Origin of the sequence: Arthrobacter sp. EpRS71 (genome assembly GCF_001512285.1) — a bacterium.
In the GTDB taxonomy this organism is placed as follows: domain Bacteria; phylum Actinomycetota; class Actinomycetes; order Actinomycetales; family Micrococcaceae; genus Arthrobacter.
Genome location: NZ_LNUV01000003.1, coordinates 433,763 through 460,403, shown reverse-complemented (window position 1 = coordinate 460,403; position 26,641 = coordinate 433,763). Strand labels below are relative to the sequence as shown.

Annotated in this window: 28 protein-coding genes; 11 read left to right on the top strand and 17 right to left on the bottom strand. The window is 63.5% G+C overall.

Annotation, left to right across the window (positions count from 1 at the left end; all coding sequences use genetic code 11):
* Positions 1–48 precede the first annotated feature (48 nt).
* Positions 49–1,188, top strand: a complete 1,140-nt coding sequence (gene moaA / locus AR689_RS04910; RefSeq protein ID WP_197412809.1) for a GTP 3',8-cyclase MoaA — start codon at positions 49–51, stop codon at positions 1,186–1,188.
* 4 nt (positions 1,189–1,192) lie between these two features.
* A complete protein-coding gene (locus AR689_RS04905) occupies positions 1,193–1,459 on the top strand; it encodes a MoaD/ThiS family protein (protein WP_062067582.1) in 267 nt (88 codons plus the stop codon).
* Between the two features lie 3 nt (positions 1,460–1,462).
* Here the strand turns inward: AR689_RS04905 and AR689_RS04900 are convergent, their stop codons facing one another.
* The 8 genes from AR689_RS04900 to truB form a co-directional block, all read right to left on the bottom strand.
* Entirely contained in the window at positions 1,463–1,924 is a 462-nt protein-coding gene (locus AR689_RS04900; protein WP_062067579.1) for a DUF1579 family protein, read from the bottom strand.
* Between the two features lie 88 nt (positions 1,925–2,012).
* Positions 2,013–3,356, bottom strand: a complete 1,344-nt coding sequence (locus AR689_RS04895; protein ID WP_062067572.1) for a M16 family metallopeptidase — start codon at positions 3,354–3,356, stop codon at positions 2,013–2,015.
* Positions 3,357–3,445: 89 nt separating this feature from the next.
* On the bottom strand, positions 3,446–5,698 hold the full coding sequence (locus AR689_RS04890) for a polyribonucleotide nucleotidyltransferase (RefSeq protein WP_062067569.1): 2,253 nt from the start codon (positions 5,696–5,698) through the stop codon (positions 3,446–3,448).
* A gap of 241 nt (positions 5,699–5,939) precedes the next feature.
* Positions 5,940–6,209 (bottom strand): 30S ribosomal protein S15, encoded by a 270-nt coding sequence (gene rpsO / locus AR689_RS04885; RefSeq protein WP_017198030.1) that lies wholly within the window; start codon positions 6,207–6,209, stop codon positions 5,940–5,942.
* Positions 6,210–6,329: 120 nt separating this feature from the next.
* A complete protein-coding gene (locus AR689_RS04880; protein ID WP_062067566.1) occupies positions 6,330–7,352 on the bottom strand; it encodes a bifunctional riboflavin kinase/FAD synthetase in 1,023 nt (340 codons plus the stop codon).
* Positions 7,353–7,440: 88 nt separating this feature from the next.
* Positions 7,441–7,893 (bottom strand): hypothetical protein, encoded by a 453-nt coding sequence (locus AR689_RS04875; RefSeq protein WP_062067563.1) that lies wholly within the window; start codon positions 7,891–7,893, stop codon positions 7,441–7,443.
* A 2-nt stretch (positions 7,894–7,895) separates the two neighbouring features.
* Entirely contained in the window at positions 7,896–8,249 is a 354-nt protein-coding gene (locus AR689_RS04870; RefSeq protein WP_024820337.1) for a hypothetical protein, read from the bottom strand.
* A 2-nt stretch (positions 8,250–8,251) separates the two neighbouring features.
* Positions 8,252–9,184, bottom strand: coding sequence for a tRNA pseudouridine(55) synthase TruB (gene truB / locus AR689_RS04865; protein WP_197412808.1), 933 nt, complete (start codon positions 9,182–9,184; stop codon positions 8,252–8,254).
* Between the two features lie 34 nt (positions 9,185–9,218).
* Here truB and AR689_RS04860 point away from each other — a divergent pair, with 34 nt between their 5' ends.
* Positions 9,219–10,373 carry a pyridoxal phosphate-dependent aminotransferase gene (locus tag AR689_RS04860; protein WP_197412807.1) on the top strand — a complete coding sequence of 385 codons (1,155 nt, stop codon included), beginning with the start codon at positions 9,219–9,221 and terminating at the stop codon, positions 10,371–10,373.
* A gap of 13 nt (positions 10,374–10,386) precedes the next feature.
* On the opposite strand, the gene AR689_RS04855 is transcribed toward AR689_RS04860, so the two are convergent.
* The 4 genes from AR689_RS04855 to AR689_RS04840 form a co-directional block, all read right to left on the bottom strand.
* The gene (locus tag AR689_RS04855; RefSeq protein WP_062068617.1) at positions 10,387–10,869 is read right to left on the bottom strand and encodes a nucleoside deaminase; all 483 of its coding nucleotides are present in this window, start codon (positions 10,867–10,869) and stop codon (positions 10,387–10,389) included.
* Between the two features lie 85 nt (positions 10,870–10,954).
* Entirely contained in the window at positions 10,955–11,458 is a 504-nt protein-coding gene (gene rbfA, locus AR689_RS04850) for a 30S ribosome-binding factor RbfA (protein ID WP_062067557.1), read from the bottom strand.
* Positions 11,459–11,535: 77 nt separating this feature from the next.
* Complete coding sequence (gene infB, locus AR689_RS04845) at positions 11,536–14,397, bottom strand: translation initiation factor IF-2 (RefSeq protein WP_062067554.1); 2,862 nt, start codon at positions 14,395–14,397, stop codon at positions 11,536–11,538.
* A 152-nt stretch (positions 14,398–14,549) separates the two neighbouring features.
* The gene (locus tag AR689_RS04840) at positions 14,550–14,804 is read right to left on the bottom strand and encodes a YlxR family protein (RefSeq protein ID WP_353611604.1); all 255 of its coding nucleotides are present in this window, start codon (positions 14,802–14,804) and stop codon (positions 14,550–14,552) included.
* On the opposite strand from AR689_RS04840, the gene AR689_RS23735 reads away from it, so the two are divergent.
* A complete protein-coding gene (locus AR689_RS23735) occupies positions 14,724–14,987 on the top strand; it encodes a hypothetical protein (protein WP_353611605.1) in 264 nt (87 codons plus the stop codon). The two genes, AR689_RS04840 and AR689_RS23735, sit on opposite strands and share 81 nt — an antisense overlap.
* A 101-nt stretch (positions 14,988–15,088) precedes the next feature.
* On the opposite strand, the gene nusA is transcribed toward AR689_RS23735, so the two are convergent.
* Both nusA and rimP read right to left on the bottom strand, forming a co-directional pair.
* Positions 15,089–16,069 carry a transcription termination factor NusA gene (nusA, locus tag AR689_RS04835; RefSeq protein ID WP_062067548.1) on the bottom strand — a complete coding sequence of 327 codons (981 nt, stop codon included), beginning with the start codon at positions 16,067–16,069 and terminating at the stop codon, positions 15,089–15,091.
* Positions 16,069–16,680, bottom strand: coding sequence for a ribosome maturation factor RimP (gene rimP, locus AR689_RS04830; protein WP_062067545.1), 612 nt, complete (start codon positions 16,678–16,680; stop codon positions 16,069–16,071). Before rimP ends, nusA begins: the two co-directional genes overlap by 1 nt.
* A 171-nt stretch (positions 16,681–16,851) precedes the next feature.
* Here rimP and AR689_RS04825 point away from each other — a divergent pair, with 171 nt between their 5' ends.
* From AR689_RS04825 to AR689_RS04810, 4 genes are read left to right on the top strand one after another with little or no spacing between them, the layout of a single operon-like run.
* On the top strand, positions 16,852–17,925 hold the full coding sequence (locus tag AR689_RS04825) for a DUF4439 domain-containing protein (protein ID WP_231745438.1): 1,074 nt from the start codon (positions 16,852–16,854) through the stop codon (positions 17,923–17,925).
* Positions 17,926–17,976: 51 nt separating this feature from the next.
* Positions 17,977–18,705, top strand: coding sequence for a VIT1/CCC1 transporter family protein (locus AR689_RS04820; RefSeq protein WP_062067539.1), 729 nt, complete (start codon positions 17,977–17,979; stop codon positions 18,703–18,705).
* Between the two features lie 34 nt (positions 18,706–18,739).
* Entirely contained in the window at positions 18,740–19,762 is a 1,023-nt protein-coding gene (locus tag AR689_RS04815; protein WP_231745437.1) for an aminoglycoside phosphotransferase family protein, read from the top strand.
* A gap of 4 nt (positions 19,763–19,766) precedes the next feature.
* Positions 19,767–20,543 (top strand): aspartate dehydrogenase domain-containing protein, encoded by a 777-nt coding sequence (locus tag AR689_RS04810; RefSeq protein ID WP_197412806.1) that lies wholly within the window; start codon positions 19,767–19,769, stop codon positions 20,541–20,543.
* 17 nt (positions 20,544–20,560) lie between these two features.
* Here the strand turns inward: AR689_RS04810 and AR689_RS04805 are convergent, their stop codons facing one another.
* Both AR689_RS04805 and AR689_RS04800 read right to left on the bottom strand, forming a co-directional pair.
* The gene (locus AR689_RS04805) at positions 20,561–21,358 is read right to left on the bottom strand and encodes a sulfite exporter TauE/SafE family protein (RefSeq protein ID WP_062067531.1); all 798 of its coding nucleotides are present in this window, start codon (positions 21,356–21,358) and stop codon (positions 20,561–20,563) included.
* On the bottom strand, positions 21,355–23,166 hold the full coding sequence (locus AR689_RS04800) for a proline--tRNA ligase (RefSeq protein ID WP_062067528.1): 1,812 nt from the start codon (positions 23,164–23,166) through the stop codon (positions 21,355–21,357). Before AR689_RS04800 ends, AR689_RS04805 begins: the two co-directional genes overlap by 4 nt.
* 527 nt (positions 23,167–23,693) lie before the next feature.
* Here AR689_RS04800 and AR689_RS04795 point away from each other — a divergent pair.
* The 3 genes from AR689_RS04795 to AR689_RS04785 are packed head-to-tail and all read left to right on the top strand — an operon-like array spanning position 23,694 to position 25,812.
* The gene (locus AR689_RS04795) at positions 23,694–24,443 is read left to right on the top strand and encodes an ABC transporter ATP-binding protein (RefSeq protein WP_062067525.1); all 750 of its coding nucleotides are present in this window, start codon (positions 23,694–23,696) and stop codon (positions 24,441–24,443) included.
* A gap of 8 nt (positions 24,444–24,451) precedes the next feature.
* Positions 24,452–25,195: an ABC transporter permease gene (locus AR689_RS04790; RefSeq protein ID WP_062067515.1), complete on the top strand. Its 744-nt coding sequence runs from the start codon at positions 24,452–24,454 to the stop codon at positions 25,193–25,195.
* Positions 25,192–25,812, top strand: coding sequence for a TetR/AcrR family transcriptional regulator (locus tag AR689_RS04785; RefSeq protein WP_062067512.1), 621 nt, complete (start codon positions 25,192–25,194; stop codon positions 25,810–25,812). The genes AR689_RS04790 and AR689_RS04785 overlap by 4 nt, the downstream gene beginning before the upstream one ends.
* Positions 25,813–25,836: 24 nt before the next feature.
* On the opposite strand, the gene AR689_RS04780 is transcribed toward AR689_RS04785, so the two are convergent.
* Positions 25,837–26,568, bottom strand: a complete 732-nt coding sequence (locus AR689_RS04780; RefSeq protein ID WP_062067510.1) for a hypothetical protein — start codon at positions 26,566–26,568, stop codon at positions 25,837–25,839.
* Positions 26,569–26,641: the final 73 nt, after the last annotated feature.

Below are 26,641 nucleotides of genomic sequence, written 5' to 3'. Positions count from 1 at the left end.
ACTGTAACTGGTGTCACTGATCCAGCCATGGTGGCGTAGCCTGAATTTATGAGTGTTCAGCTAGGCATGCCGGTGCCCCCTTCGGGCGGCGCCACGGGCAGCACGGAAAGCGGCGTGGCAAGTCCGCCTCCACGTCCAGCAGGCACCCCCACCGGACTGTGGGACCGCTATGGCAGACGCGCAACGGATATGCGTCTGTCCCTGACGGACAAGTGCAACCTGCGCTGTACCTACTGCATGCCTGCCGAGGGACTGGAATGGCTCTCGAAGCAAGCGGTGATGACCAAGGACGAAATAGTCCGCATCGTCCGCATCGGCGTTAACTCCTTGGGCGTACGGGAGCTCCGGCTCACCGGCGGTGAGCCTTTGGTGCGCGCCGACTTGGTGGACATCATTGCCGGTATCCGCGCGGACCACCCGGACCTCCCCATCTCCATGACCACCAACGGCGTGGGACTGGATAAGAAGGCTGCAGCTTTGAAGGCCGCCGGCCTCACCCGGATCAACGTCTCGCTTGATTCCCTCCACGAGGAGACCTTCACCAAACTCACCCGGCGCCCTTTCCTGGACCGTGTCCTGGCCGGCGTGGATGCCGCTTGGGCAGCCGGGTTGGGCCCGGTGAAACTGAACGCGGTACTCATGCGCGGCATCAACGACGCCGAATCCCCGGATCTTCTGGCGTGGGCACTGGGCCGCGGCTACGAACTCCGCTTCATCGAGCAAATGCCCTTGGACGCAGACCACGGGTGGACCCGGCGCAACATGATCACGGCCGCCGAGATTCGAGAACTGCTCTCCCGCGACTATGTGCTGGGCACGGACCCCCGGGAGAGGGACGGCGCCCCGGCCGAACGCTTTGAAGTACGACGCCGTGACACGGCAACAGGGGATGCCACAGGTCCGGTCCTCGGTACAGTCGGCATCATCGCCTCGGTCACCGAGCCGTTCTGCTCCGATTGTCGCCGCACCCGCATCACTGCGGAGGGGAAAATTATGAGCTGCCTTTTCTCCCGCGAAGAATTCGATCTCCTGGGACTCCTTCGTGGAGGCGCCACGGACGACGAACTGGCATCGCGGTGGCAAGATGCCATGTGGATCAAGCCCAAGGCCCACGGCATGGATCACACCGGTCTCGGCGCAGCGGACTTCGTCCAGCCGGACCGCAGCATGAGCGCAATCGGAGGCTGAACCCTTGCTTGTCCGTTACTTCGCTGCCGCGCGCGCGGCCGCTGGGGTCGAAGAAGAACGTCACGTCCTGCCGGAAGGCACCAGCCTTGAGGCGCTGCTGGAAGCGGCCCTCGCCGTCGAACGTCCAGTGCCTCCCGAAGGTACCCCGACGCTCGCCAGAATCGTGGCGCGCAGCAGTTTCCTTCGCAACGAGGTGGCCGTGCGGGACCGCACGGCTCCCCTGGGACATGATGACGTGATTGACGTCCTGCCGCCCTTCGCCGGGGGCTGAAACTCAGGCTTTCCTGAACACACTCTTCAGCAACGGGCTGTACCCGGCCGTTCCTTCGAGCCTCAGGTCTGCAGTGTGCACCAGAACGTCGTCCTCAACCCGGAACGAATGCCGGGCCACGCCGTCGGCAGTTCTCCTGTCCAGAGTCAACGTACCTGCATGCCAGGTCCCGCGAACCGGGCTGGCCGGCGTCCGCCCCAGGCTGTCAACGTAGTACCACAGCGTGTCACCATGGTCCCGATCAACGGTGAACATCCCATGGCCTTCGAAATGCGTGCCGTCCGCTTCGCGGTGCCGGTAACTCTGAACCACCGCATATCCGCCGGCCGCCTTGGTAAACACCGTTTCGGCCTCAGCAGTCCGCGCAGGTGCCCACGGTGACGCGGCGAGCTCCGTGATGCCCCGCCAATGGCCCAGGAACTCCCGCAGCATCTCCGCGGCATGGCCGCTTGGGGGCACATCCATCAGGTCTCCAATGTCATCAGGGCAGCATCATCGTGAGATCATGCTGCCCTGTTGACAGTGCGGGAGTCCAGAGATTCCGGACGGGAACCTAAAGGCCGAAAGTTTCGGTTTCCTCGAAGGGACCAACAACGGTGATGGTGCGGGGCGCCGCTGCGAGTTCGCGGGCCAGGTCTTGAACGTCCTCCACCGTGACCGCCTTGATGCGGGCCAGGGTCTCATCAATGTCCTGGAACTCCCCGGACACCAATTCCGCCCGGCCAAGCCGCGACATCCGCGAGCCCGTGTCCTCAAGCGCAAGGACAATGCCACCGCTGAGCTGACCCACAGCTTTTCGGAGCTCTTCGTCAGTGATGCCTTCCTTTGCCAGCTTGTCCAATTCAAGGCCCAGGAGTTCCAACACCTGGCGGACCTTGGAAGGCGTGCATCCGGCGTACATCCCGAAGTACCCGGCGTCCGCATACGCTGCAGTAAACGAGTACGTGGAGTACACCAGCCCGCGCTTTTCACGGATCTCCTGGAACAGGCGTGAGGACATGCCACCGCCCAGAACGGCATTGAGCACACTCATGACAAAGCGGCGGTCGTCGGTAGCCACGATCGTGGGGCAACCCATGATGATGTTGGCCTGCTCCACCGGACGCTTGACCACATGCAGGCCCGAGGTGCCCGTGATCACTGCACGGTCAGTACCCCGGCGATTTACTGGCGCAGCTTCCGCATCGAGCTGCCAGCCGGCAGCCCTCAGGGCATCCAGAACCAGTTGGCAGACGACGTCGTGATCCAGCCCGCCGGCAGCGGTAATGACCAGTTCCTCCGGGCGGTAGTAGCGCTGATAGTGCGACCACACCGAATCCCTTGACACTGCTTTGATGGCATCGGGCGTTCCCCCGATGGGGCGTGCCAGCGGGTGGTTGCCGAGGACGGCAGCCACGAACTTCTCATGGGCCACGTCCGTGGGGTCATCGCTGTCCATGGCGATTTCCTCAAGGATGACGTCGCGTTCCTGCTCCAGTTCGGCAGGATCAAGGACCGCGCCCGTGATCATGTCGGCGATGACATCAATGGCCATGGGGAGGTCCGTGTCCAGGACACGGGCGAAGTAGCAGGTGCTTTCCTTGGCTGTAGCCGCATTGGATTCGCCGCCCACCTCATCAAAAGCGGATGCGATCTCCAGGGCCGTACGCCTTTTGGTGCCCTTGAACAGCAGGTGCTCAAGGAAGTGTGTTGAACCGTGCTGGCCGTCCGCTTCATCGCGCGAACCCACTGCCACCCAGAAACCAATGGTGGCCGAACGCTGGCCGGGCATCGCCTCGGTCAGGACGCGCACGCCGCCAGGAAGGACCGAGCGCCGTACGACGGAACCGCCCTCGGCACCATGGATCAATTCGCCACCGGGAAGGGTTTGCACCAGCGGCAAGGGTACGACAGTCATCAAGGCCTTTCAGGTTTTAGGGTTAAGGCCGGAAGGGCCGGTGGAGCTCTTTCAAGCCCACCGGCCCTGCCGGGTGTAATGCTTACAGACTACTCTGCGGACTCTTCAGCGGCCTCGGCCGGAGCATCCTCTGAGGCTGCGCCTTCTTCCTCGGCAACCACCGGGGAGAGGGAGAGCTTTCCGCGGTCATCGATCTTGGTGATCTCAACCTGGACCTTCTGGCCCACGGAAACGACGTCATCAACGTTGTCCACGCGCTTGCCGTTAGCCAGCTTGCGGAGCTCGGAGATGTGCAGCAGGCCGTCCTTGCCCGGGGTGAGGGAAACGAAAGCACCGAAGGTAGTGGTCTTGACGACCGTACCCAGGTAGCGCTCACCGATTTCCGGTACCTGCGGGTTGGCGATGGCGTTGATGGCGGAACGTGCTGCGTCGGCAGACGGACCGTTGGTGGCGCCGATGTAGACAGTGCCGTCATCTTCGATGGAGATGTCCGCGCCCGTGTCTTCCTGGATCTGGTTGATCATCTTGCCCTTGGGGCCAATGACCTCGCCGATCTTGTCCACGGGGATCTTGACGGCGATGACGCGCGGGGCAAACTCGGAGAGCTCATCCGGGGTGTCGATCGCTGCGTTGATGACCTCGAGGATGTGGAGGCGGGCTTCGCGGGCCTGCTTCAGGGCTGCTGCCAGCACGGAAGCGGGGATGCCGTCGAGCTTGGTGTCCAGCTGGATAGCCGTAACGAACTCGGACGTACCGGCAACCTTGAAGTCCATGTCGCCGAAGGCGTCTTCGGCGCCGAGGATGTCGGTCAGCGCCGCGTAGCGGGTCTGGCCGTCAACCTGGTCGGAAACCAAGCCCATGGCGATACCGGCAACAGCGGCCTTCAGCGGCACACCGGCGTTGAGCATGGAAAGGGTCGAAGCACAGACCGAACCCATGGACGTGGAACCGTTGGAGCTGAGCGCCTCGGATACCTGACGGATGGCGTACGGGAACTCTTCACGGGTAGGCAGAACCGGAACCAGGGCGCGCTCGGCGAGAGCACCGTGGCCGATTTCGCGGCGCTTCGGGGAACCGACGCGGCCGGTCTCACCGGTGGAGTACGGCGGGAAGTTGTAGTTGTGCATGTAGCGCTTGCGCGTCACCGGCGACAACGAGTCGATCTGCTGTTCCATCTTGAGCATGTTCAGCGTGGTGACACCCATGATCTGGGTCTCGCCGCGCTCGAAGATGGCCGAACCGTGGACGCGGGGAAGAACCTCTACCTCGGCGGTGAGCTGGCGGATGTCCGTCAGGCCACGGCCGTCGATGCGGATCTGGTCCTTGAGGATGCGCTGGCGCACAACCTGCTTGGTGACCGAGCGGAACGCTGCGGACAGTTCTTTCTCGCGGCCTTCGAACTGGCCGGCAAGTGCGCCCAGGACTTCGTCCTTGAGCTCGTCGGATGCGGTATCGCGGTCCTGCTTGTCAGCGATCTGGAAGACAGCGGCCAGCTTGTCAGCAGCAGCGGCTTCAACAGCGGCGTAGACGTCGTCCTGGTAGTCAAGGAATACCGGGAACTCGACAGTGGGCTTGGCGGCGCGTGCTGCCAGGTCTGCCTGTGCTTCACAGAGTGCCTTGATGAACGGCTTGGCAGCCTCGAGGCCCTCGGAAACAACTTCTTCGGTGGGAGCGGTGGCGCCCTGCTCCTTGATGAGGTTCCAGGAGTTGTCCGTGGCTTCGGCTTCAACCATCATGATGGCGACGTCGTCACCGGTGATGCGGCCGGCTACAACCATGTTGAAGACGGCGTTCTCAAGCTGTGAGTGCTTGGGGAAAGCAACCCACTGTGAACCCTGTTCGTCGGCGATGAGGGCGACGCGGACGCCACCGATCGGGCCGGAGAACGGGAGGCCGGAAAGCTGCGTGGACATCGAGGACGCGTTGATGGCGACGACGTCGTAGAGCTCATCGGGGTTGATCGCCAGCACGGTGACGACGATCTGGACCTCGTTGCGCAGGCCCTTCACGAAGGCGGGACGCAGCGGGCGGTCCATCAGGCGGCAAGCCAGGATGGCTTCCGTGGAGGGACGGCCTTCGCGGCGGAAGAACGAACCCGGGATACGGCCGGCAGCGTACATACGCTCTTCAACATCAACCGTCAGCGGGAAGAAGTCGAACCCTTCGCGCGGCTGCTTTCCTGCGGTGGTTGCCGAGAGCAGTGCGGTGTCTTCGTCGATGTAAACCATCGACGCGCCGGCTGCCTGCTTGGCAAGGCGGCCGGTTTCGAAGCGAATGACTCGCTTGCCGAAACGCCCGTTGTCAATAATGGCTTCGGAGAACTGGATTTCGGGACCCTCCATAGAGAGTCACCTCCGTTTCTGTTAGCGGAAGTCCGCCACATCAACCCAGGCCTCTTCTTTTTTCCTGGCCTGTACTACACCCGGTCATCGATCGAGATCCACGGGCGCCATCCTCACAGATGGTTCTCCCGGGAATCACTACCGAGGACCGCGAATGCGCGATGCGGTTGATTCCTGTTTTTAGTTGTTGGTGAAGAAGGCGGCCCGTTCCGGAAAGGAGCGGGCCGCCCCTAAAGGCAGACTAGCGGCGCAGGCCGAGACGCTCGATGAGCGCACGGTAGCGGGCGATGTCAGTGTTCTTCAGGTAGGAAAGCATGCGCTTGCGACGACCAACCATGGCCAGCAGACCGCGCTGGGTGTGGAAGTCGTGCTTGTGCTCCTTCATGTGCTCAGTCAGATCCTTGATCCGCTGAGTCAGGACTGCAACCTGAACCTCGGGCGAACCGGTGTCGCCTTCAGAGGTTGCGTATTCCTTGATGATGGACTGCTTTACAGCGGCGTCAAGTGCCACGTGAACTCCTAGAGTTGTGCCGTGCCTCCCGGTGCAGCGCCTCGCTGACGGGTTGCCTTTGGTACGTTGCCGCACACAAAAACAGGTCCAGCCGCCACGGACTGCAGCCGGATCCAGTGATCAGTTTACCGGCACGTCAGCAGTGTTGTCGAAATGCCCTTGGCGCCGGGTCAACAGCTCGTGCGCTTGGGCTACGTCCAGGCACATCTGTTCGACCAACGCCTCCGGCCCACGGTAGGCCACCATGCCACGAAGCCGCTGCGTAAATTCGACGGCAACGTTTTGCCCGTAGAGGTCGAAGTCTTCCACGTTCTCTTCGGGGCGATCGATCACATGTGCCTCCACCTGCCGGCTGACGCCGTCAAAGGTGGGGTTGGAGCCAACGGAAATGGCAGCGGGCCAGCGCGTGCCGGCCTGATCGATCAGCCACCCCGCATAAATGCCGTCCGCGGGCACATAACCGGTGGAATCGTGGGAAAGGTTTGCCGTGGGGAAGCCAAGATCCCGCCCGCGGGCGGCTCCGTGCACCACTTCCCCACGCATCCTGTGGGGGCGGCCCAATACTGCAGCAGCAGTCACCACATCGCCTTCGCTCAAAGCCTCCCGCACCCAGGTGGAGGAACAGCGGCGGTCGGTGTCGCCGTCGTCGTGGACGGGGAAGCCTCCCGCGCCGTATTCGTTGACAACCTGCACCCCGAAGCCGAGCTGGGCGCCCAACTCCTGCATGGTGACGACGTCGCCGGAATTGCCGGCGCCGAAGCGGAGGTCATGTCCTACAACAAGGTGTGCGGCGTGCAGACCCTCAACAAGAATTTCACGGACAAACTCCAACGGGGTCATCGCGGCGAGGTCCAGGGTGTACTTCATCACCAGCACAGCATCCACTCCGGTGTGGCCGAGCGCTTCCAGCTTGTCCTGAAGCCCCATGATCAGCTCCGGAGCAGAATCCGGCCTGTGCACCTGGGCGGGATGGGGATCGAAGGTCACGGCCACCGACGGGATGTTGTGCCGCTTGGCCGTGCCCGTCACTTGCGCCAGAACGTGTTGATGGCCCCGGTGGACACCGTCAAAGTTCCCGATGGTCACGACAGTAGGTCCGAAGTCCTTGGGGACTTCGGTGGGATCGTTCCAGATGTGGACCATCAACCTCGCCTTTTACTGCAGATGTTCGTTCCGCCCGGCAACCTCCCGGCACCGGAACATTCTAAGGTTACCCGCTGGGGTGTTTGACTCAGGACGGTCGGCGCTTATTGAGCCACAGAAGGCCAAGGACCGGCAGGACCAACGGGACGAAGCCGTAACCGCGTCCGAACAGGGACCACACAGTATCGTGCGGGAACGCAACGGGATCAAAGAGGCTGATCGCTCCCACCACCAGCACACCAACAAGCTCAGTGAGCACAGCGGCCAAGGAAACCTTGAACCAGGTCCGCCCGGGCTTCGCCAGCGAAATGGTGGCCACGATATAGACGACGGCGGCGAAGGCCGAGAGGATGTGCGCCAACGGCGCTTCGGCGAACTTGGTGGCGATCTGGTACCCGGCACGTGCCGTCGCCGACAACGCGAAGATGGCGTAGACCGCAATCAGCAAGCGCCCAGGCCCGGTGTTCCGGGTGTCCTTGGGCTGCGGCTGCCGGTTAGCCGGGTTGGTCTCGGTTCCAGTCACGTTGTGTTCTTCTTTCAAGGTCAGTACCAGATCTGATTCATGCGGGCGGCCATCACCAGCGCCGTAACGCCTACAGCGGCAAGGACGAAGTTACTCCAATGGGTTCGCTCAAGGATGGCCCAATAGACGGCCCCCAACGGGATCATCATGGCAACAATGAGGTAGCCCCAGAACTCCCAGGCTTCACCTGCCATCTGTTCACCCATGGCCACCCGGACGATCGAACCCACCAGGTACACCACCAGGGCAAGCTCAACAGCCAGTACCGAGAAGATGGTGGGGTCGTTAGGGGCTTTCTTCATCAAACCGGCCACGATGCACATGATGGTGGACACCAATCCGACGATGAGGATGGCGTAAAAGTATCCGTCCATGCCTATTGCGCCTGCCCAGCTGAACCGGTTCCTGTTCCCGGCGCAAAGACCAGCACGGGTTTTGCAAAACTGCCGGTATCTGCCAACAGTGCCACGAGCTCCCCTGACGGCGCGAACGCTGCGGCGGGATTCTCTGCCGTGGCGGCATCCGGGGTTCCTGCTCCCGGTCCGGCAGCGATCCGGCGGCCGAAAGAGATCTCCGTGGTTTCTTCCTCGCTCAGTTCCCGGTTGGGCATCAGGGAGCGTGCCGCCAAGGACATCTCCAGAACCTCGAGCTCTTCTGCCAGTTCCTCCAGCGTGCGGGCCTGATCAAGGGAATATGGGCCAACCTGGGTCCTGCGCAGGGCTGTCAGGTGCCCTCCGACCTCGAGTGCGTGGCCGAGGTCCCGCGCCAAGGCCCGGATGTACGTGCCGGACGAACATTCCACGGTGACGTCGACGTCAATTACCCTGCCGCCGTCGATCCTGGTGATGGAGTGGATATCAAAGCGGTGGATGGTGACCGGGCGGGCCGCGAGCTTGACCTCTTCACCAGAGCGGACGCGGGCATAGGAGCGTTCGCCGTTGACTTTGATGGCGCTCACGCTGCTGGGGACCTGCTGGATGGGCCCGGTCAGTGCGGCGACGCCGGCGGCAATGGCCTCATCGGTCACCTCCGCAGCACTGCGGGCTTCGGTGACCTCACCTTCGGCGTCGTCGGTGATGGTGGTCTCGCCCAACCTGATGGTGGCGGTGTAGGTCTTTGACGTGCCCACGATGTAGGTCAGCAGGCGCGTTGCCTTATTGATGCCCAGCACCAGCACGCCGGTAGCCATGGGATCCAGCGTTCCCGCGTGGCCCACTTTCCGGGTACCAGCCAGCCGCCGCATCCGGCCAACCACATCATGGCTGGTCCATCCCTGCGGTTTGTCAACGATTACCAGTCCAGAAAGCACGCTTACCAGTATATGGGTGGCTAGGATGGCTCCCATGCCTGAGCTTGCCGCACATGTCCGTGACGTCCCCGTGAACCAGATCCGTGAAATCACCGAAGCCGCCTGGACGACCCCCGGATCGATCGTCCTGAGCATCGGCGAACCCGGCTTTGCCCTCCCGCGGCATGTCCTGGACGCCGGCATCGCCTGCCTTGACAGGGATGAGACCAACTACACACCCAATGCCGGGATTCCTGCGCTCCGCGAAGCCTTTGCTGCTCGTTTCCGGGCACAGCAGGGGGTGCAGATCGGCGCGGAGCGCGTCTATGTAGTGGACGGCGCCCAGCAGGGACTGCACTTTGCCATGAGCCTCCTCCTCTCCCCCGGCGATGAGATTCTCATTCCCAACCCCGGTTACCCCACCTTCGTCATGACCAGCCGGCTGCTGCACGCCGTACCTGTGCAGTACCCGCTGTATCCGCAGAACGACTTCCAGCCGCATATTGAGGACATCGAAGCCCTCATTACCGACCGGACCCGCGTGATCGTGGTGAACTCCCCGTCCAATCCCCTGGGTGCCGTGATCAGTGAAAAGGCCACCCGCAAGCTGGTGGAGCTGGCAGTCCGGCACGACCTCTGGATCATCTCGGACGAGTGCTATGAAGCCTTCACGTTCGATGTCCCCCACGTCAGTCCCGCGCGGTTCGACAGCGAAGTCCCCGGTGAAGCCCGGGTCTTTACATCCCTGACGCTGTCCAAGACCTACGGACTCACAGGCCTGCGGATCGGTGCACTGATCTGCCCGCCGGGGTTGGAACAGAAGATGAACAACGTGATGGAATCAATCGTGTCCTGCGTCGCGTCGCCTTCGCAGTACGCCGCCCTGGCGGCGCTGACAGGCCCACAAGACTACGTTTCCCGGGCCCGCGATCACTACCGAAGCAACCGGGACGCAGCATCAGCGGTGCTGACCGAAAAGGGAATCCGGTTCCTTGGAGCTCAAGGAGCGTTCTATTTATGGGCCGACGTCTCGCATGTGAGCGGCGGGGACGTCCGGACCTGGGTGCGTAAATTCCTGGCGGAATCAGGCGTGTCGTTCGCGCCGGGCACCGCGTTCGGGTCGATTGGCGAGGGATGGATCAGGATCGCCCTCTGCGGCGGCCAACAAGACCTGCTCGACGGCGTCAACCGCCTCCCAGCGAAACTCTAGTCATCGCGGGTCTTTAGTACGCCGTCCGGTGGGTGTGGTTGCGCCACGCCTCGAAAGGTTCATCCGAGGCGGCCAACGCGGCATGCTCCACTGGCAGAAGTTCAGGCCTGGTGCCTGCGAAGTACTCATAGAACACGGCGTCGTCGAAGCCGGCCCTCGCCGCACCATGCCGGTCCGCCGCGAAGTAGACGCGCCCGACCCTGGCCCAGAGCGTGGCGGACAAGCAGAGCGGGCACGGCTCGCAACTCGCGTAGAGAACGGAACCCGTGAGGTCGAAGCTCTTGGTGGCAGCCGCGGCACGACGAATCGCCACCACTTCGGCATGCGCCGTGGGATCGTGGTCCCGCGTCACCCGGTTCACTCCCTCATGGACAGTCCCGTCCGGGGTGACCACCACGGCGCCGAAGGGGCCGCCGCCGTCGGAAACGTTCTGAACGGCCAGTTCGATGGCCAGGTTCAGGTATTCATCACGTTGCTGAGCACTGTGCGCCGACATGCTCCCGATCATAGCGAGTTTGAAGACAGCTCATGCCCCTAAGAACGCTTCTTAAGGGCATGAGCTGTACAAAAACTCTGAAGTTTCAGCGGTTGGCGTCTTCGTCGAGCTCGTTGTCGCCGGAGAGGTCTGTGTCCTCTTCGTCGAAGTCGTCCTCGTCGATGTCCTCCGGGGCATCGCCCTTGTAGGGGTCTGCCTCGCCTGCGTGCTTGGCGCTGGCGGCCAGAGCGGCCACCTCAGCGTCGCGACGCTTGGCTTCACGGAGCAGCTCCTCAAGGTTGGAGGCATTGACCGGGATCTGGTCAGCCACGAACTCGAGGGTGGGAGTGAGGCGAACAGTGATGTTGCGGCCGACTTCCTGCCGCAGCACACCCTTGGCCTTCTCCAAGGCCCTGGCAGCATCTGCCTGGGCTACATCGTCACCAAAAACGGTGTAGTAGATGGTGGCGTGCTGAAGGTCGTTGGTGACGCGGGCGTCGGTGACCGTGATGGACTCGACGCGCGGATCCTTGACCCGGCGTCCGAGGGCCTCAGCAACAACCACCTTTATCCGCTGTGCCAGCTTGGCAGCGCGTGCGGGATCAGCCATGACTTCCTCCTGGAAAGTAGAAAAGGGAACGGAACGGGTCCGCCGGGGTTACCCGACGGACCCGTCCCAAACGGAACCTAGCTGCGCGGCTTTTCGCGCATTTCGAAGGTCTCGATGATGTCGCCTTCAGTGATGTCATTGAAGGAGCCAAGACCGATACCACACTCGAAGTCGGTGCGGACTTCAGTGGCGTCATCCTTGAAGCGCTTGAGCGTCTCAACGGTGAGGTTGTCACCGATGACCTTGCCGTCGCGGCTGACACGTGCCTTGGTGTTACGGCGGATGATGCCCGTGCGGACGATCGAGCCGGCGATGTTTCCGAACTTGGAAGAACGGAAGACTTCGCGAACCTCGGCGGTACCGAGCTGGACCTCTTCGTATTCCGGCTTGAGCATGCCCTTGAGAGCCATCTCGATGTCATCGATTGCTGCGTAGATGACCGAGTAGAAGCGCATGTCCACGCCTTCACGATCGGCCAGTTCAGCAACACGCTCGGCCGGCTTGACGTTGAAGCCAATGATGATGGCGTTGTCAACCGTGGCCAGGTTGACGTCGTTCTGCGTGATGGCACCCACACCGCGGTGGATGACACGAAGCTGAACGTCGTCGTCTCCGACGTCGATCTTGAGCAAGGCGTCTTCGAGGGCTTCAACAGCACCGGATACGTCACCCTTGAGGATGAGGTTGAGGGTGTCGATCTTGCCTTCGGCAACGGCCTGGTCAAAGTCTTCCAGGCTGATGCGCTTGCGGCGCTTGGCCAGTGCAGCGTTGCGGTCGGCAGCTTCACGCTTCTCAGCGATCTGGCGGGCCGTACGCTCGTCAGGTGTCACCAGGAAGGTGTCACCTGCACGCGGCACGTTGGACAGGCCGAGGACCTGAACCGGGCGGGACGGCAGTGCGACATCGAGTGCCTCGCCGTTCTCGTCGAACATCGCACGGACGCGGCCGTGAGCCGTACCGGCCACGATCGTGTCGCCCACTGCCAACGTTCCGGACTGAACCAGGACGGTGGCAACTGCACCGCGGCCCTTGTCCAGGTTCGCTTCGATGGCAATGCCTCGAGCGTCCTTGTCCGGGTTGGCGCGCAGGTCCAGGGCGGCATCGGCCGTCAGCAGGACGGCGTCGATCAGTTCGTCGATGTTGAGGTTCTGGCGGGCAGAGACCTCAACAAACATGGTGTCGCCACCGTATTCTTCCGGAACCAGGCCGTACTCGGTCAGCTGGCCCTTGACCTTGTCAGGGTTGGCGCCTTCCTTGTCGATCTTGTTCACTGCGACGACGATCGGCACGTTGGCTGCCTGGGCGTGGTTGAGTGCTTCCACCGTCTGCGGCATAACGCCGTCGTCGGCTGCAACAACCAGGATCGCGATGTCAGTGACCTTGGCACCACGTGCACGCATGGCCGTGAAGGCCTCGTGACCGGGGGTGTCAATGAAGGTGATGTCGCGGGCCGTGCCCTCGTGGACGTGGCTGATCTGGTAAGCACCGATGTGCTGGGTGATGCCACCGTGCTCGCCGGCCACAACGTTCGAGTTGCGGATGGCGTCCAACAGGCGTGTCTTACCGTGGTCAACGTGACCCATGACGGTAACAACCGGTGCGCGTGCCTCGAGAACGTCGTCACCTTCGGCGTCGAGTTCGTCCTGGATGTTGATGTCGAACTGATCCAGCAGTTCGCGCTCTTCATCCTCAGGGGAAACAACCTGGAGCTTGTAGCCAAGTTCGGCGCCAAGCAGGCCAAAGGTGTCTTCGTCGAGGGACTGCGTTGCCGTTGCCATTTCACCAAGGTGGAACAGCACGGTCACCAGCGACGCGGGGTTAGCATCGATCTTCTCGGCGAAGTCCGTGATGGACGAGCCACGACGCAGGCGGATGATGGTCTCGCCATCACCGCGGGGTACCGATACGCCGCCCAGCGACGGAGCACTCATCTGCTCCAGTTCCTGGCGCTTTGCACGCTTCGACTTGCGCTGCTTGCCACGACCGGCGCCGCCCTTACCGAAGGCACCCTGGGTGCCACCGCGACCGCGGCCACCCTTGCCGAAGCCACCGCCGGCGGGAGCGCCGCCACCGGTACCTGCACCAGGTGCGCCACCGGGACGACCGGGTCCGCCACCGGGACGGCCTGCGCCACCCGGACGGCCTGCGCCACCGGGAGCCGGACGCTCAGTGCGGTTGGGCATCATGCCCGGAGTAGGACGGTTTCCTGCACCGGGACCGCCAGCAGGACGCGGTGCGCCCGGACGGGGTGCACCGGGACGCGGAGCGCCCGGACGGGGACCACCGGTACCTGCTGCGGGACGGGGTCCACCGGCACCGGCCGCGGGACGGGGACCGCCGGTGCGTTCGCCGTCATTGCGGCGTTCGCCTCGGGGCATGCCCTGGGACGGTGCAAACGGGTTGTTGCCCGGACGCGGCGGACGATCTCCGTCGCCACCACGGCCACGGGGCATGCCCTGGGAGGTGGCAAACGGGTTGTTGCCCGGACGGGGACCACCGGGACGCGGAGCCTGGCCACCTTGGCGTGCCGGAGCCGGAGTTTCTGCCTTGGGAGCAGGACGGGCGCCGGGCTTGGCCGAAACCGGAGTGGAGGCAGCCGGAGCTGCGGGGGCTGCCGGGGCAGGTGCTGACGGTGCTGCCGGAGCAGCGGCTGCCGGAGCTGCCGGAGCGGGGGCTGCAGGTGCCGGGGCCGGGGCCTTCGGCGCTGCAGGTCCCGGTGCCGGAGCAGCCGGACGGGATGCTGCGGGGCGGTTCGCCGCCGGAGCTGCTGCGGGAGCGGCGGCACCCGGGTAGGCGTCGCGAAGCTTCTTCACGACGGGGGCCTCAATTGTTGACGAGGCGGAGCGAACGAATTCGCCCAATTCCTGCAGTTTGGTTACTGCATCTTTGGAAGTAATACCGAGCTCTTTGGCGAGCTCATGTACGCGGACCTTGGCCACATTTCTCCTGTCTCGGTCCGCACCGAGCCAGGCACGAACCGTCTACTTCTTACTGCGGGCCTTCGCCGCTTGCGCGATTGAAAGGCCCATTGCAGAGCGCAACAAAGTTGTCATCGTTACGCACTCATCGCTGGGAACTCATCGGGTTTCCATCAGTTTTCTGACCCGCTTTCAGGTTTGGACGGTTTTCCTGCGGCGGCCTGGGCCTCCGCAAGTGGCGTGCCGGGCGTCAGGAATCGTTCCACGGCGTCTGTGTCGGAAGCACCCGCCAGGGCCCTTCCAAAAGCTCGCCGCTTGATCGCCAATGCCAAGCACTTTTCGCTGGGGTGCAGCCACGCACCCCTGCCGGCCATCCGGCGTCGTTCATCCACCAGAACAGCGGAGGAACCGCTGCCTTGGGCGACCAGCCGGACAAGCTCGGACCGGGAGCCTTGCTTCCGGCATCCGATGCACGTGCGAACAGGCCCATGGCCGTGTTCAAGCAGTTCAGCCACGACGTGTCCAACCTGCCTTACGCTACTGGCACCCGACGGGCCCCGGTCCTGCGCATGCAGCTGAGGCACGCCAAAGCGCGCGGATACCGGACGTAAGCCCGGTTCCATCTAGTCTAGCCCCCCGGCCCCGGTCTCCCGAAACCAAGGACGCCGCCAGCGCGGCGCGGAACCGGCGGCACGGGCCGCCGGTTCAACCGCTAATCCGTCTTGGCCGGAGCGGCGTCCGAGACGATATCGATGCGCCAACCGGTCAGCTTGGCTGCGAGCCGAGCGTTCTGGCCCTCTTTGCCGATCGCCAGCGAAAGCTGGTAATCGGGCACCACGACGCGGGCGGAGCGGGTTGATTCGTCCGTGATAGTGACGGAATTCACTCGCGACGGCGACAACGAGTTGGCGATGAAGGTGGCGGGGTCCTCACTGAAGTCAACGATGTCGATCTTTTCGTCGTTGAGTTCGGTCATGACTGCCCGCACGCGCGAACCCATCTCGCCGATGCACGCACCCTTTGCGTTGACGCCGGGAATGTTGGCCTTGACCGCGATCTTGGTACGGTGACCGGCTTCGCGGGCCAGTGCCACGATCTCCACGGAGTGATCCGCAATTTCCGGAACTTCCATTTCGAACAGCTTGCGGACCAGGCCGGGGTGGGAACGGGACAGGGTGATGGAGGGACCCTTGGCGCCGCGGTGCACGTCCACCACGAAGGCACGCAAGCGGCTTCCGTGGAGGTACTTCTCACCGGGAACCTGCTCGGGCGGCGGCAGCAATGCTTCCACAGCTCCGAGGTTGACCTGGATCATGTGCGGGTTGTTGCCCTGCTGGATCATGCCGGCCACGAGTTCGCCTTCACGGCCCTTGAATTCGCCCAGCACATTGTCGTCTTCCACATCGCGAAGGCGCTGCAGAATAATCTGGCGTGCTGTGCTGGCAGCGATGCGGCCGAAACCGGCCGGGGTGTCCTCGAACTCGCCGATGGGCTCGCCGTCGTCGTCGATTTCCGTGGCCCAAATGGTCACGTGACCGCTCTTGCGGTCCAACTCGGCACGGGCCTTTTCGAAGGCGCCGGGCGTCTTGTGGTACGCCACCAGCAGTGCTTGCTCGATGGTGGGAATCAGGAGATCCAGCGGGATTTCACGCTCACGCTCCAGGAGTCTCAGTGCGCTCATGTCAATATCCATTAGGCCTCCTCGGAAGGTCCGTTGTGCTCGTCTTCCAGCGCAGCCTCGTGGAGGTGGCTGAATTCAATCTCGACTTTTCCTTGGCGGATCCTGTCGAAAGGAATAGTGATGGGTTCGCCTTGCTTGGGCTTCATGCCCTTCTTGACCTCATGCTCGGGGATGAGCGTCACGGCGTCGTCTCCCACAGAGGCAATACGCCCCAGGAGGTTGTCGCCCTGAATGATGTTGACCCTGACCATGCGGCCGCGGGCGCGGTGCCAGTGACGCGGTTCGGTCAAGGGGCGGCTTACTCCCGGGGAAGAAACCTCGAGGTCGTAAGGGCGGCCGTCGTCGTGGGGATCGTTGTCCAAAATATCGGACAGTCCACGTGAGACGTCCGCGATAGCGTCCAGGCTGACGCCTCCGGTCTCTTCCTGAGGAAGGTCCACCACGACGTGGACCGTGCGGTGAGAACCGGCAACGTGGATGGAAACATCCTCGAGGTAGAGCCTGCTGGCAAGGACTGCCGGTTCGAGCAGCGCTTTGAGCCTGCTCTCTTCCGGGTTGTGGATGGTGGCCGTTGAGTTCGATTCAGAACGGTCTGTTGAAGTCGTGGCTTCCGAGTCACTCACGTTGCCCGCCGCCTCCCGATAGATGTTGTTGTGACTACTAGCCTAACGATTTTCCCGGGAACATGGTGCACGGACTTCCCCGTCCACGTGACACCATGGTCTGTTGTGAACGGGGAGACAAGCGAAAAACGACGAACACCACCCTGGGGCCGGGTTTTACTGGTTACGGTGGTGGCACTGCTTGTAGCCGGCACCGGAATGGTGCTTATTCCGCGTGATTCCGGTACTCCCCCGGCCGTCTCGTTCTCCGAAACTGCGCGCTTGACGGCGTTGGAGGACACGCTGCTGCTCCGGGAATCGGCCACCACACTGGCAGAGTCCGCGGCTCCCGCTGCCGCAAGGCCGGCACTCGGCAACGCTGTGACTTTGCTGACAACCCACGCGCAAGCGCTATTGGACCCCAACGGCGCACCATCACGCGCGATATCCAGCGCCACCCCCTCCGGCACTTCGACCACGGCCGCAACGGCACCGAGCAGCCGCGGCTCTTTCCTGACCGGGTTGGCCATCAGTGGCTGGAAGCGCCTGGCTGATGCCCGCACGGCCGACGGCGGGATGGCCCGCCTGCTTGCCGCCGTCGGATCCGCACAGCTGCTTCAGGCCGAAAAGCTGGCCGCGGAGTGGCAGCTTCCGCTGCCGGATCAGACAACGGTCCCTGAGACCAAGGCTCCCGCGGCAACGCCGTTGGCAGCCTCCTGCCCAACAGAAATCCCCACCCCGGAACCGACGTCCGCTACCACCGACACCGCCCTGGCTGCGGTGGTTCGCTCGCAGCAGGAAGCGATCTACGTTTACCAGGTTGCCCTGAAGCGGCTGGACGAGACGAAGTCGGCGGCCGCTGCCAAGCACTTGCAAGTTCACGAGGCATTGCTCCAGCAGGCAGAATCACTCACCAGCGCCAACTGCTCAGACGTACCCGCGAGCGAGGCGGGCTACCGGGTGCCGGAACAGCTCACCCAAGATCCGGCAACATTCCTTGGCGCCGTTGAAGTTGCCTCCCTGCCTCGTTTCGGTGACCTGGTTGCCTTGTCCACGGACGATACCCGCACTTGGGCCGTCGACGGCCTTGTGGCCGCTGCCCGCAGGAGCATGGCCTGGGGAGCGCCGCTGCCTCCGTTGCCAGGACTCATGCTCGACGCCGGCGAGCTCCCCTCGCTGCCGACGCCCACCGCCTCGCCCGGGTCCACCGCCTCTTCCGCGCCCGCGTCCACTGGCGCTTCCACGCCCGCGTCCCACGGCGGATAGGCGAGCCTACCCATGCTGGTCAGGACCGCCAGCCAGTGCTTGGCTTGATGCATGGCCTCCACGGAAACTGCCACCACGCACGAGAACGAACCCCACCGGGACGATCTGGCACATCGGTTGAACTGGTTGCGGGCCGGCGTCCTGGGCGCCAATGACGGCATCGTTTCCGTCGCTGCGATCCTGGTGGGCGTGGCCGGCGCCACCACCAACACCGGCGTCATTCTCTCTGCCGGAACCGCAGGCCTGGTGGGTGGGGCCATATCCATGGCTTTGGGCGAGTACGTGTCCGTCAGCAGCCAGAGCGACACCCAAAAAGCGCTGATCGACAAGGAAAAGCGTGAGCTGGCGGAGCAACCCGAACTTGAACTTGAGGAGTTGGCCGCCATCTACGAGTCCAAGGGGCTCAGCGCAAAGACGGCCCGGACAGTGGCACAGGAACTGACCGAACACGACGCCTTGGCCGCCCACCTCTCAGCCGAGCTCAATATCCACGAAGATGACATCGTCAGCCCCTGGAGCGCAGCCTGGGCTTCCGCCACAGCCTTCACTTTGGGTGCGGCTCTCCCCATGCTGGCCATGTTGCTGCCTCCACCCGGGATGCGGGTTCCCCTGACGTTCATCGCAGTCCTGCTGGCCTTGGCGATCACCGGAGCTGTGGGTGCCTGGATCGGCGGCGCTTCCCGCTTCCGCGCCGCAGTCAGGGTAGTGCTCGGCGGGGCTTTGGCACTGGCCGCCACCTTCCTGGTTGGAACCCTGTTGGGGGCCAGCGGCGTTTTCTAAGGGTCGCATGGCGAGGCGGAGTTAGGCTGTTGGCGTGACCCTTCACGCGATGATTCCCATCCCGGGCGACCTCCACGCCCGGTACAACCGCGACTCGGCTGGCAGGGATTGGCTGGCAAGCCTTCCCGGGCTCATCTCTGAGGCGTTGGACCGTTGGGAGCTTTCCGTGGACTTGGCTCCGGGCGGCGAACCTTGGAATGGGCATGGAGCCCTGGTGGTGCCCGTTGTTCAGGGTGATACCCCCGCGGCCTTGAAGATCGCTTTTCCGCACGAAGAAGCACTGGTTGAGCGCTACGCACTGGCCCTGTGGAACGGTGACGGCGCAGTCCGGCTCCTCGCCTCGGATGACGCAAGTTGCTCCATGCTGCTTGAACGCCTGGATGCCTCCCGCTGGCTTCAGGATGCCCCGCTGGAAGAAGCCAGGGACGCGTGGGGGGACATCATGCGCAAGCTCTCCATCCAGCCGGACCACCGGGGCGAATGGAGGGCTTTGGACCATGTTGCCGCCACCGCCGAGCGGTGGAGTGACGAGCTGCCAGCCGAATGGGACCATCTGGACCGCCCCTTCCCCAGGTGGTTGCTGGAAGCGGCACTGGAGGTGTGCCAGACGCGCGGAGCAGTAGGGCGCCGCTCCGGAACAGACGTCCTGGTGCACACGGATCTTCACTTCATGAACATTCTTGCCACCACCGAGGCCAGGAAGTCCTCCCTCCGCGGCGACTATCTGGCCATCGATCCACAACCGCAGATCGGCGAGGCTGAGTTCGCGGTGGCCCCGATCCTGTGGAACCGCATCCACGATCTTTCGCGGACGGATCCGGAGGCCGCGCTGCTGGAACGCTGCCATGACTTCAGCCGTGCCGCCGGATTGGATCCTGAAGTGGCCCGGCAATGGAGCATCGCCCGGGAGGTGCAGAACGCCTTGTGGTACGCCGCGAAACCCCGGCACGCCGGTGACCTTGCCCGGTCCCTCTGGGTTGCCAGCACCCTCGCCGGCAGCACGCTGGATGCCCTGCCGCGGGCACATGATCTCCCCGGCCCCGGCGAAGAAGCCTGACACCATGACCCTGAAAGTCGCAATGATTGGTTCCGGCGCCATTGGATCGCGGGTGGCGGAACTGCTCGACGCCGGGGCCGCCCCGGGAGTCGAACTCACCGGCGTGGTTCCCCACGGCGACGCAGGGACAGGTTTCAGCTTCGAGGACGCCCTGGACACCGCTGATGTGGTGGTGGAGTGCGCCGGCGTTGGATCAGTTGCCGAGTTCGGTCCACGGGTTGTTTCGGCCGGGAAGGATCTGCTGGTCACCTCGATCGGGGCGCTGTGTGATGCGTCCCTACGGAAAGCGTTGCTCGACGACGGTCCCGGCCGGACGCTCCTGACAACCGGGGCGCTGGGTGGTCTGGACGCGATCACCGCTGCCTGCGCTGGTGGCACCATTCACCGCATCACCGTGGAATCGCGAAAGCTTCCTGCTGCGTTGATTCAGCCATGGATGGATGGTGGAACGAAGGATCGACTTCTCACCGCTTCCCACCCTGTGGAGTTACTACGGGGTGGACCGGCTGAACTGATCAAGGCTTTCCCCAAATCCACCAACGTGGTGTCCGCTTTAGCCCTCGCCGGGGGCGATTGGGGTGTGGTCGAAGCTGTATTGATCGCGGACCCTGCAGCCAGGAAGACGTCTCACCATGTCACGGCGGAGACTTCCCTGGGCACCTTCGACATCCGTGTAACGAACGAGGCTTCCCCTAACAACCCGGCGTCGAGCGCCTTGGTGCCTCACGCCGTCGTCCGCGGTTTGAAGACGCTCGCCAACGCCAGCGGCAGCTTCATCTGACACCGGCCGCGACAGACCTACGCTGCGAAGTTCTCGTTCCAGACGTCCACGCCGAGCTTGATGATCAAGGCGGCAACCACCAGCAGGAAAACGATGCGCACAAATCCGCTCCCCTTGGCCACGGCGGTGCGGGCCCCAAGATAGCCGCCTGCCATGTTTGCCAGTCCGAGGACCAGTCCCACGCCCCACAGAAGTGACCCGTGCGGCAGGAAGAAGATCAACGCTCCGGCGTTGGTGGCCATGTTGACGATCTTCGCCTTGGCGCTGGCCTCAAGGAAGGCATAGCCCATGGCCGAAACGAGTGCGATCACCAGGAACGAGCCGGTGCCGGGCCCAATCAAACCGTCGTAAAAGCCAATGACGGCGCCGATGAGGCATGCCACCACATAGTGTTTGTGACCGTCGTGGCGCAGGGCGGTCAGTTCGCCGGCACCGGGACGAAGTGCGGTGAACACGGCGACGGCGATCAAGGCCACCACAATGATCGGCTTGAAAACACTGGCCGGAAGCGACGCGGCAAGAATGGCTCCGCCGAAACTGCCCGCCAGGGCGATCACCGCCATGGGAATAGCGGTCTTCAGATCCGGGCCAACGCGGCGGTAGTAGGTCACGGCGCTGGTGGTGGTCCCGAAGATGGACCCCATCTTGTTCGTGGCCAAGGCCTGGACCGGAGTGATGCCCGGTACCAGCAGCAGGGCGGGGAGCTGAATCAGGCCCCCGCCCCCTACGACCGCATCAACCCAGCCGGCTGCGAATCCAGCCACCACAATCAGGACGAGTGTGGTGAGCTGGATCGATTCGAAGCCGGAAATCACCGGGTTCGTACGGCGTTGACCACGTAATCCACGGCTTTGTCCACCGCAATGTTCTCGGCTTCGCCGCTGCGGCGGTCCTTGACCTCCACCACACCGTCCACCAGTCCGCGGCCAACGGCCAGGATGGTGGGGACGCCCACCAGTTCCGCATCGCCGAACTTCACGCCGGGAGAGACCTTGGGACGGTCATCGAAAATGACGTCCAGGCCGGCGGCTTCGAGCTCAGCGGAGAGCCTTTCAGCGGCTTCGAAGATCTCGTCGCCTCGGCCGACTGCCACCACGTGGACATCTGCAGGGGCCACGGAGCGCGGCCACACGAGGCCACGGTCGTCATGGTTTGCTTCAGCCAAGGCTGCCACGGCACGCGTCACGCCCACGCCGTAGGAGCCCATGGTGACCACCTGCTGCTTGCCATTCTGGTCCAGGACCTTCAGGTCCAGGGCTTCAGCGTACTTGCGGCCGAGCTGGAAGATGTGGCCCATTTCAATGCCTCGTGCAGTTTCCAGCGGTCCCGAGCCGTCCGGGGCGGGGTCGCCCGCACGCACATCGGTGCTCTCGATCACGCCGTCCCACGCGAAGTCGCGGCCTGCCACCAAGCCGAAAACGTGCTTGCCCTCAGCGTTGGCCCCTGTCACCCAGCTGGTGCCGGAGACGACGCGGGGGTCCACAAGGAAGAGAACCTTTGACGAACCTTCAAGGCCCAGCACCGGCTCGTCGAGGGACAAACCGGGCCCGATGTAGCCCTTGACCAGCCACGGCAGCTTCTTGAGGTCTTCTTCGTTGGCTGCTTCCAGGCCGATTTCACCGGCGATGGGCAGGTGCAAGCCGATGTTTGCTTCCACGCGCTTGAGGTCCACTCCGCGGTCGCCGGGAACACCGATAACCACGATCTGGCGCTCACCCGTGGGCAGCGTGACGGCAAGGACGACGTTCTTGAGCGTGTCAGCGGCAGTCCATGCGCCGCCGTCGGACTCACTGCGCGGAGCCAGCTGGTTGGCAGCGTCCACCAGAGTGTCGATGGTGGGAGTGTTGGGCGTGTCCAGCACCCGGGCGGCCGGTGCGTTGCTGAAGTCGATCTCGTTCGGGACAACAGTGGTCACGGCTTCGACGTTGGCGTAATAGCCCCCGGCGGAGCGTACGAACGTGTCCTCGCCGATCTCGGTGGGGAACAGGAATTCCTCACTCTTGGAGCCGCCCATGGCACCGGCCGTGGCTGCTACAGGAATGACTTCCAGGCCGAGGCGCTCAAAGATCTTCAGGTAGGCACCGCGGTGTGCAGCGTAGCTTGCGTCCAGGCCCGCGTCATCGATGTCGAAGGAGTAGGAGTCCTTCATGATGAACTCGCGGCCACGGAGGAGCCCTGCCCGCGGACGTGCTTCATCGCGGTACTTGTTCTGGATCTGGTAAAGGCTCAGGGGCAGGTCCTTGTACGAGGAGTACAGGTCCTTGACCAGGAGCGTGAACATTTCCTCATGCGTGGGGGCAAGGAGGTAGTCCGCGCCCTTACGGTCCTGGAGGCGGAACAGGCCCTCGCCATACTCGGTCCAGCGGTTGGTGGCCTCATAGGGTTCGCGGGGAAGCAGCGCCGGGAAGTGGACTTCCTGGGCTCCGATGGCGGACATCTCCTGGCGGATAATCTCCTCCACCTTGCGCAGGACGCTCAGCCCCAGTGGCAGCCAGGTGTAGATGCCGGGTGCGGCGCGGCGGATGTAGCCGGCGCGGACAAGGAGCTTGTGGCTGGCGACCTCGGCGTCGACGGGATCTTCACGCAGGGTGCGCAGGAACAGCTGGGAAAGGCGAAGGACCACGGGTACGTATCCGTTTCTATGGCAGATGTGGCAAAAACAACTGTCTACTAATCTACCGGCAGACTGCGCGGCCACTCGAACAGGCCAAATTAGTGTGCTCCACGAGCGCGCACGTACCAGGATCGTGCACATGGAAGAGCCACGCCGTCGCGTTTGGAAGCCCCTGGCCGCAACCGGCTGGTCATCCTGCGATGGCGTGGCTCAGCGGCCGGCCGGCCGCAGGCTCTGTCCGGAGACTAGATCGCCGTACCCTCCAGCGGAACGGGATCGCCTGCGGCTGGGAAGCAATGGAAACTGCCGAGCTCGCGGATGGCACGGCCGCCGATGGCGCCCGCCAAGGTTTTGATCATGATTCCCCCTGTACCACCCGCACCCCAACGACACGGCTTGGAAAGAACCTATGTGATCGCAGACACATTTTCAAGATTGCCAACGGCACCCGTCTTGCGACCCTTGACCGTGGTGCGCGCCGGACTTACTTTTAATTCATCATCTGGTGAATTATTGGAGCCGCATCGGAGGCCCGTATGACGCCCCTTCCAGCAGCAATCGAGGCGACGGGGCTCCACGTGTCCCGGTCCCGCAGCAAGATCCTGCGAGGTTTGGACTTTAGGGTTGAGGCGGGCCGGATCACGGGCCTCCTGGGCCCCTCCGGCAGCGGCAAGACAACTCTCATGCGGGCAATTGTCGGGGTCCAGCGAATCAGCCAAGGTAGCGTCACCGTCCTTGGCCGCCCGGCCGGCAGCGCACCGCTCAGGCACGACGTCGGATACGTCACCCAGGGTGCCAGCGTTTACCCGGACCTGAGCGTCCAAGCGAACGTGCGCTACTTCGGTGCCATGCACAACGCGACGGCGGCGGATACCGCGGATGCGATGGCCGCCGTCGGACTTGAATCGCTTGCCCGCCATAAGGCTGCGGACTTGTCCGGCGGGCAATTCAGCCGGGTCTCCCTCGCCTGCGCCCTGGTAGCCCACCCGAAACTGTTGGTCCTGGACGAGCCCACCGTCGGGCTTGATCCGGTGCTGAGGGCCGAACTATGGGAGCGCTTTGCCGCCATGGCGGCCACCGGAACAACCCTGCTGGTCTCCAGCCACGTGATGGAGGAAGCCTCCCATTGTTCCTCGCTATTACTCCTGCGTGATGGCGCGCTGCTGGCGCAACTGACGCCCGCGGAACTTGCCCGCCGCGGACGAAGCGAGGATCTGGAGCGGGCTTTCCTGACCATCATTAAAGCCGCTGATCGTGGTCAGGAAGAACGCCAGGTGACGACGTGAACTTGAGAATGACACTTGCCACCACAACGCGGGTCCTTGGACAACTGCGGCACGACCACCGGAGCGTTGCGCTGATCCTCGTGGTCCCCGCACTGCTGCTGACCGCCGTCTACTTCCTCTTCGAAAACGAAACACTCCCACCGGGGTTTCCCCGCACTTTTGACCGCGTTGGTTTGATGATGCTGGCCATCTTCCCGTTCGTGGTCATGTTCCTGGTCACCTCCATCACCATGCTTCGGGAGCGAACGTCCGGCACCCTGGAGCGTCTCCTGACCACCCCCATCCATAAGGCAGACCTGCTGTTCGGCTATGCCCTGGCCTTCTCCATCATGGCAGCGCTGCAGTCCTTGGTGGCGACGGCTGTGGCCTACTGGGTTTTCGACCTCGACATCAAGGGAAGCCCCGGCTTCGTGGTGATGATTGCCGTCATCAACGCCGTCCTGGGCGTCGCCCTGGGACTCCTGTGTTCCGCCTTTGCCCGCACCGAGTTCCAAGCCGTGCAGTTCATGCCCGTGGTGGTGATCCCGCAGATCCTGTTGTGCGGCTTGTTCGTGGCGCGGGACGAGATGAACGAGGTCCTTGAAGCTATCTCCGGTGTTCTGCCGCTCACATTCTCCGTGGATGCGTTGAAAGAAATTGCAGGGAACGCCGACGCCACGGCAACGATGTGGCAAGACGCCCTGATCATGGGCGGGATTGTCCTGGGAGTCCTGGTCCTGGCATCACTGACCCTCAGGCGGCAAACCCGATGAGCCTTCCCCCGTCGCGCCGGGGACGCCGAAGCGCAGGAGACCATTCGAGGCAAGCCATCCTCACAGCTGCACGGAAACTCTTTGCAGAGCAAGGGTTCGAAGGGACAAGCCTGCGGCAGGTTGCACGGGAGTCATCGGTGGATCCGGCCATGGTGCACCACTTTTTCGGAGGCAAGGATGAGCTCTTTGCCGCCAGCGTGGAGTTGCCCGCCGACCCGGCAGAGGTTCTTGCCGGCATCGAAAACCTGGACCCCGCTGTGCGGGCAGAAGCGATCGTCCGCGCCGTGCTGCGGCTGTGGGAGGGCCCCGCTCAGCATGGGCTGGTGGCCTTCGTGCGGGGAACCATAGGGTCCAAGGCCAAGACAGCCCTGCTGCGCGAAATGGTCAACCGGGTCATCTTGTCCAGGGTGGTTGCAGGCTTGCCGGGCACGCCGGAAGAACTGCACCTGCGAAGCAATCTGGTGGCCAGCCAGGTCATTGGCCTGATGTTGGTCCGCTACGTCATCAAACTTGAGCCGTTGGCCGGCGCAGCGCGGGAGGACGTCATACAGATGGTGGCACCCACCATCCAGCGCTACCTTACGGGAGAGCTGGATGGTCCTGGAGCCACCATCTGACGATGTCCTTGGCGACTGTGAGGGCTACTTGACCAGGGCCGCGGCCTGATCCATCAGGGTGCCGGCAGCAGCTGCCGCGTCTGTTCCGGCGTTCTGGCCCGATGCCGTTGCGGAGATCATCACACCGCCCTTGACGGCGAAAGCCATCACGGTGGACTGGGCCTGACCATCCGGGAGGGTCATGGTGGTTTTAAGTCCAACAGTTCCAGGGACCGAACCGACGCCGTCAAGCTTCTCGGTTTTCATGCTCAAGGCGGTGTCACCCATGGTCATCTTCATGGAGGAGCACGTGGTGATCTGGGACTCACTCCCCTTGAGGTTCTTCTGCAGGGCTTCCGCCGGGACGCCGGACACCAACGCCACACTGGAGACACTTCCGGTTGCGGCGTCAACCTTGGCCCCGGTGGCGCCGGTGGCGCCTTCAATGGGCTGCGAGGCGCCGGACATGGCCAGATCCTTGCACTCGGCCGGTTCAATGTTCATGGAACCCATGAGTTCCTTGAGCGGGCTCGCCTGGGCGGCGAGGTCATCAATGGTGGTAACCGTCAGTTCCGTGCCGTCAGCCGGCTTGATCTGCTTGACCAGGTCTGTCAGCTCAGCCGAGGTGTACTGCTTTGCCGCAGTGGGCGCGGGAGTCGGGGTTTCACTTGCCGGTGCGGTACCGGCATCCGTGGAGGAGCCAGCGCCACCGCAAGCGGTAAGGCCCATGACCAGCAGTCCTGACACGGCGAAACCGCGCAGCGTATTCTTGTTCATTCGTTTCCCCAATGGAGTCGAGTGTTCCGGAGGTGGCGGTCGCCAACACGGACAAGAATACTGGATTCCCCAT

Coding starts and splice junctions, on each gene's coding strand:
- moaA (WP_197412809.1), top strand. CDS start 49: ATGAGTGTTCAGCTAGGCATGCCGGTGCCCCCTTCGGGCGGCGCCACG.
- AR689_RS04900 (WP_062067579.1), bottom strand. CDS start 1,924: ATGGATGTGCCCCCAAGCGGCCATGCCGCGGAGATGCTGCGGGAGTTC.
- AR689_RS04895 (WP_062067572.1), bottom strand. CDS start 3,356: ATGACTGTCGTACCCTTGCCGCTGGTGCAAACCCTTCCCGGTGGCGAA.
- AR689_RS04890 (WP_062067569.1), bottom strand. CDS start 5,698: ATGGAGGGTCCCGAAATCCAGTTCTCCGAAGCCATTATTGACAACGGG.
- AR689_RS04880 (WP_062067566.1), bottom strand. CDS start 7,352: ATGGTCCACATCTGGAACGATCCCACCGAAGTCCCCAAGGACTTCGGA.
- AR689_RS04870 (WP_024820337.1), bottom strand. CDS start 8,249: ATGGACGGATACTTTTACGCCATCCTCATCGTCGGATTGGTGTCCACC.
- AR689_RS04860 (WP_197412807.1), top strand. CDS start 9,219: ATGCCTGAGCTTGCCGCACATGTCCGTGACGTCCCCGTGAACCAGATC.
- AR689_RS04855 (WP_062068617.1), bottom strand. CDS start 10,869: ATGTCGGCGCACAGTGCTCAGCAACGTGATGAATACCTGAACCTGGCC.
- rbfA (WP_062067557.1), bottom strand. CDS start 11,458: ATGGCTGATCCCGCACGCGCTGCCAAGCTGGCACAGCGGATAAAGGTG.
- nusA (WP_062067548.1), bottom strand. CDS start 16,069: ATGGATATTGACATGAGCGCACTGAGACTCCTGGAGCGTGAGCGTGAA.
- AR689_RS04820 (WP_062067539.1), top strand. CDS start 17,977: ATGGCCTCCACGGAAACTGCCACCACGCACGAGAACGAACCCCACCGG.
- AR689_RS04810 (WP_197412806.1), top strand. CDS start 19,767: ATGACCCTGAAAGTCGCAATGATTGGTTCCGGCGCCATTGGATCGCGG.
- AR689_RS04795 (WP_062067525.1), top strand. CDS start 23,694: ATGACGCCCCTTCCAGCAGCAATCGAGGCGACGGGGCTCCACGTGTCC.
- AR689_RS04790 (WP_062067515.1), top strand. CDS start 24,452: ATGACACTTGCCACCACAACGCGGGTCCTTGGACAACTGCGGCACGAC.
- AR689_RS04785 (WP_062067512.1), top strand. CDS start 25,192: ATGAGCCTTCCCCCGTCGCGCCGGGGACGCCGAAGCGCAGGAGACCAT.
- AR689_RS04780 (WP_062067510.1), bottom strand. CDS start 26,568: ATGAACAAGAATACGCTGCGCGGTTTCGCCGTGTCAGGACTGCTGGTC.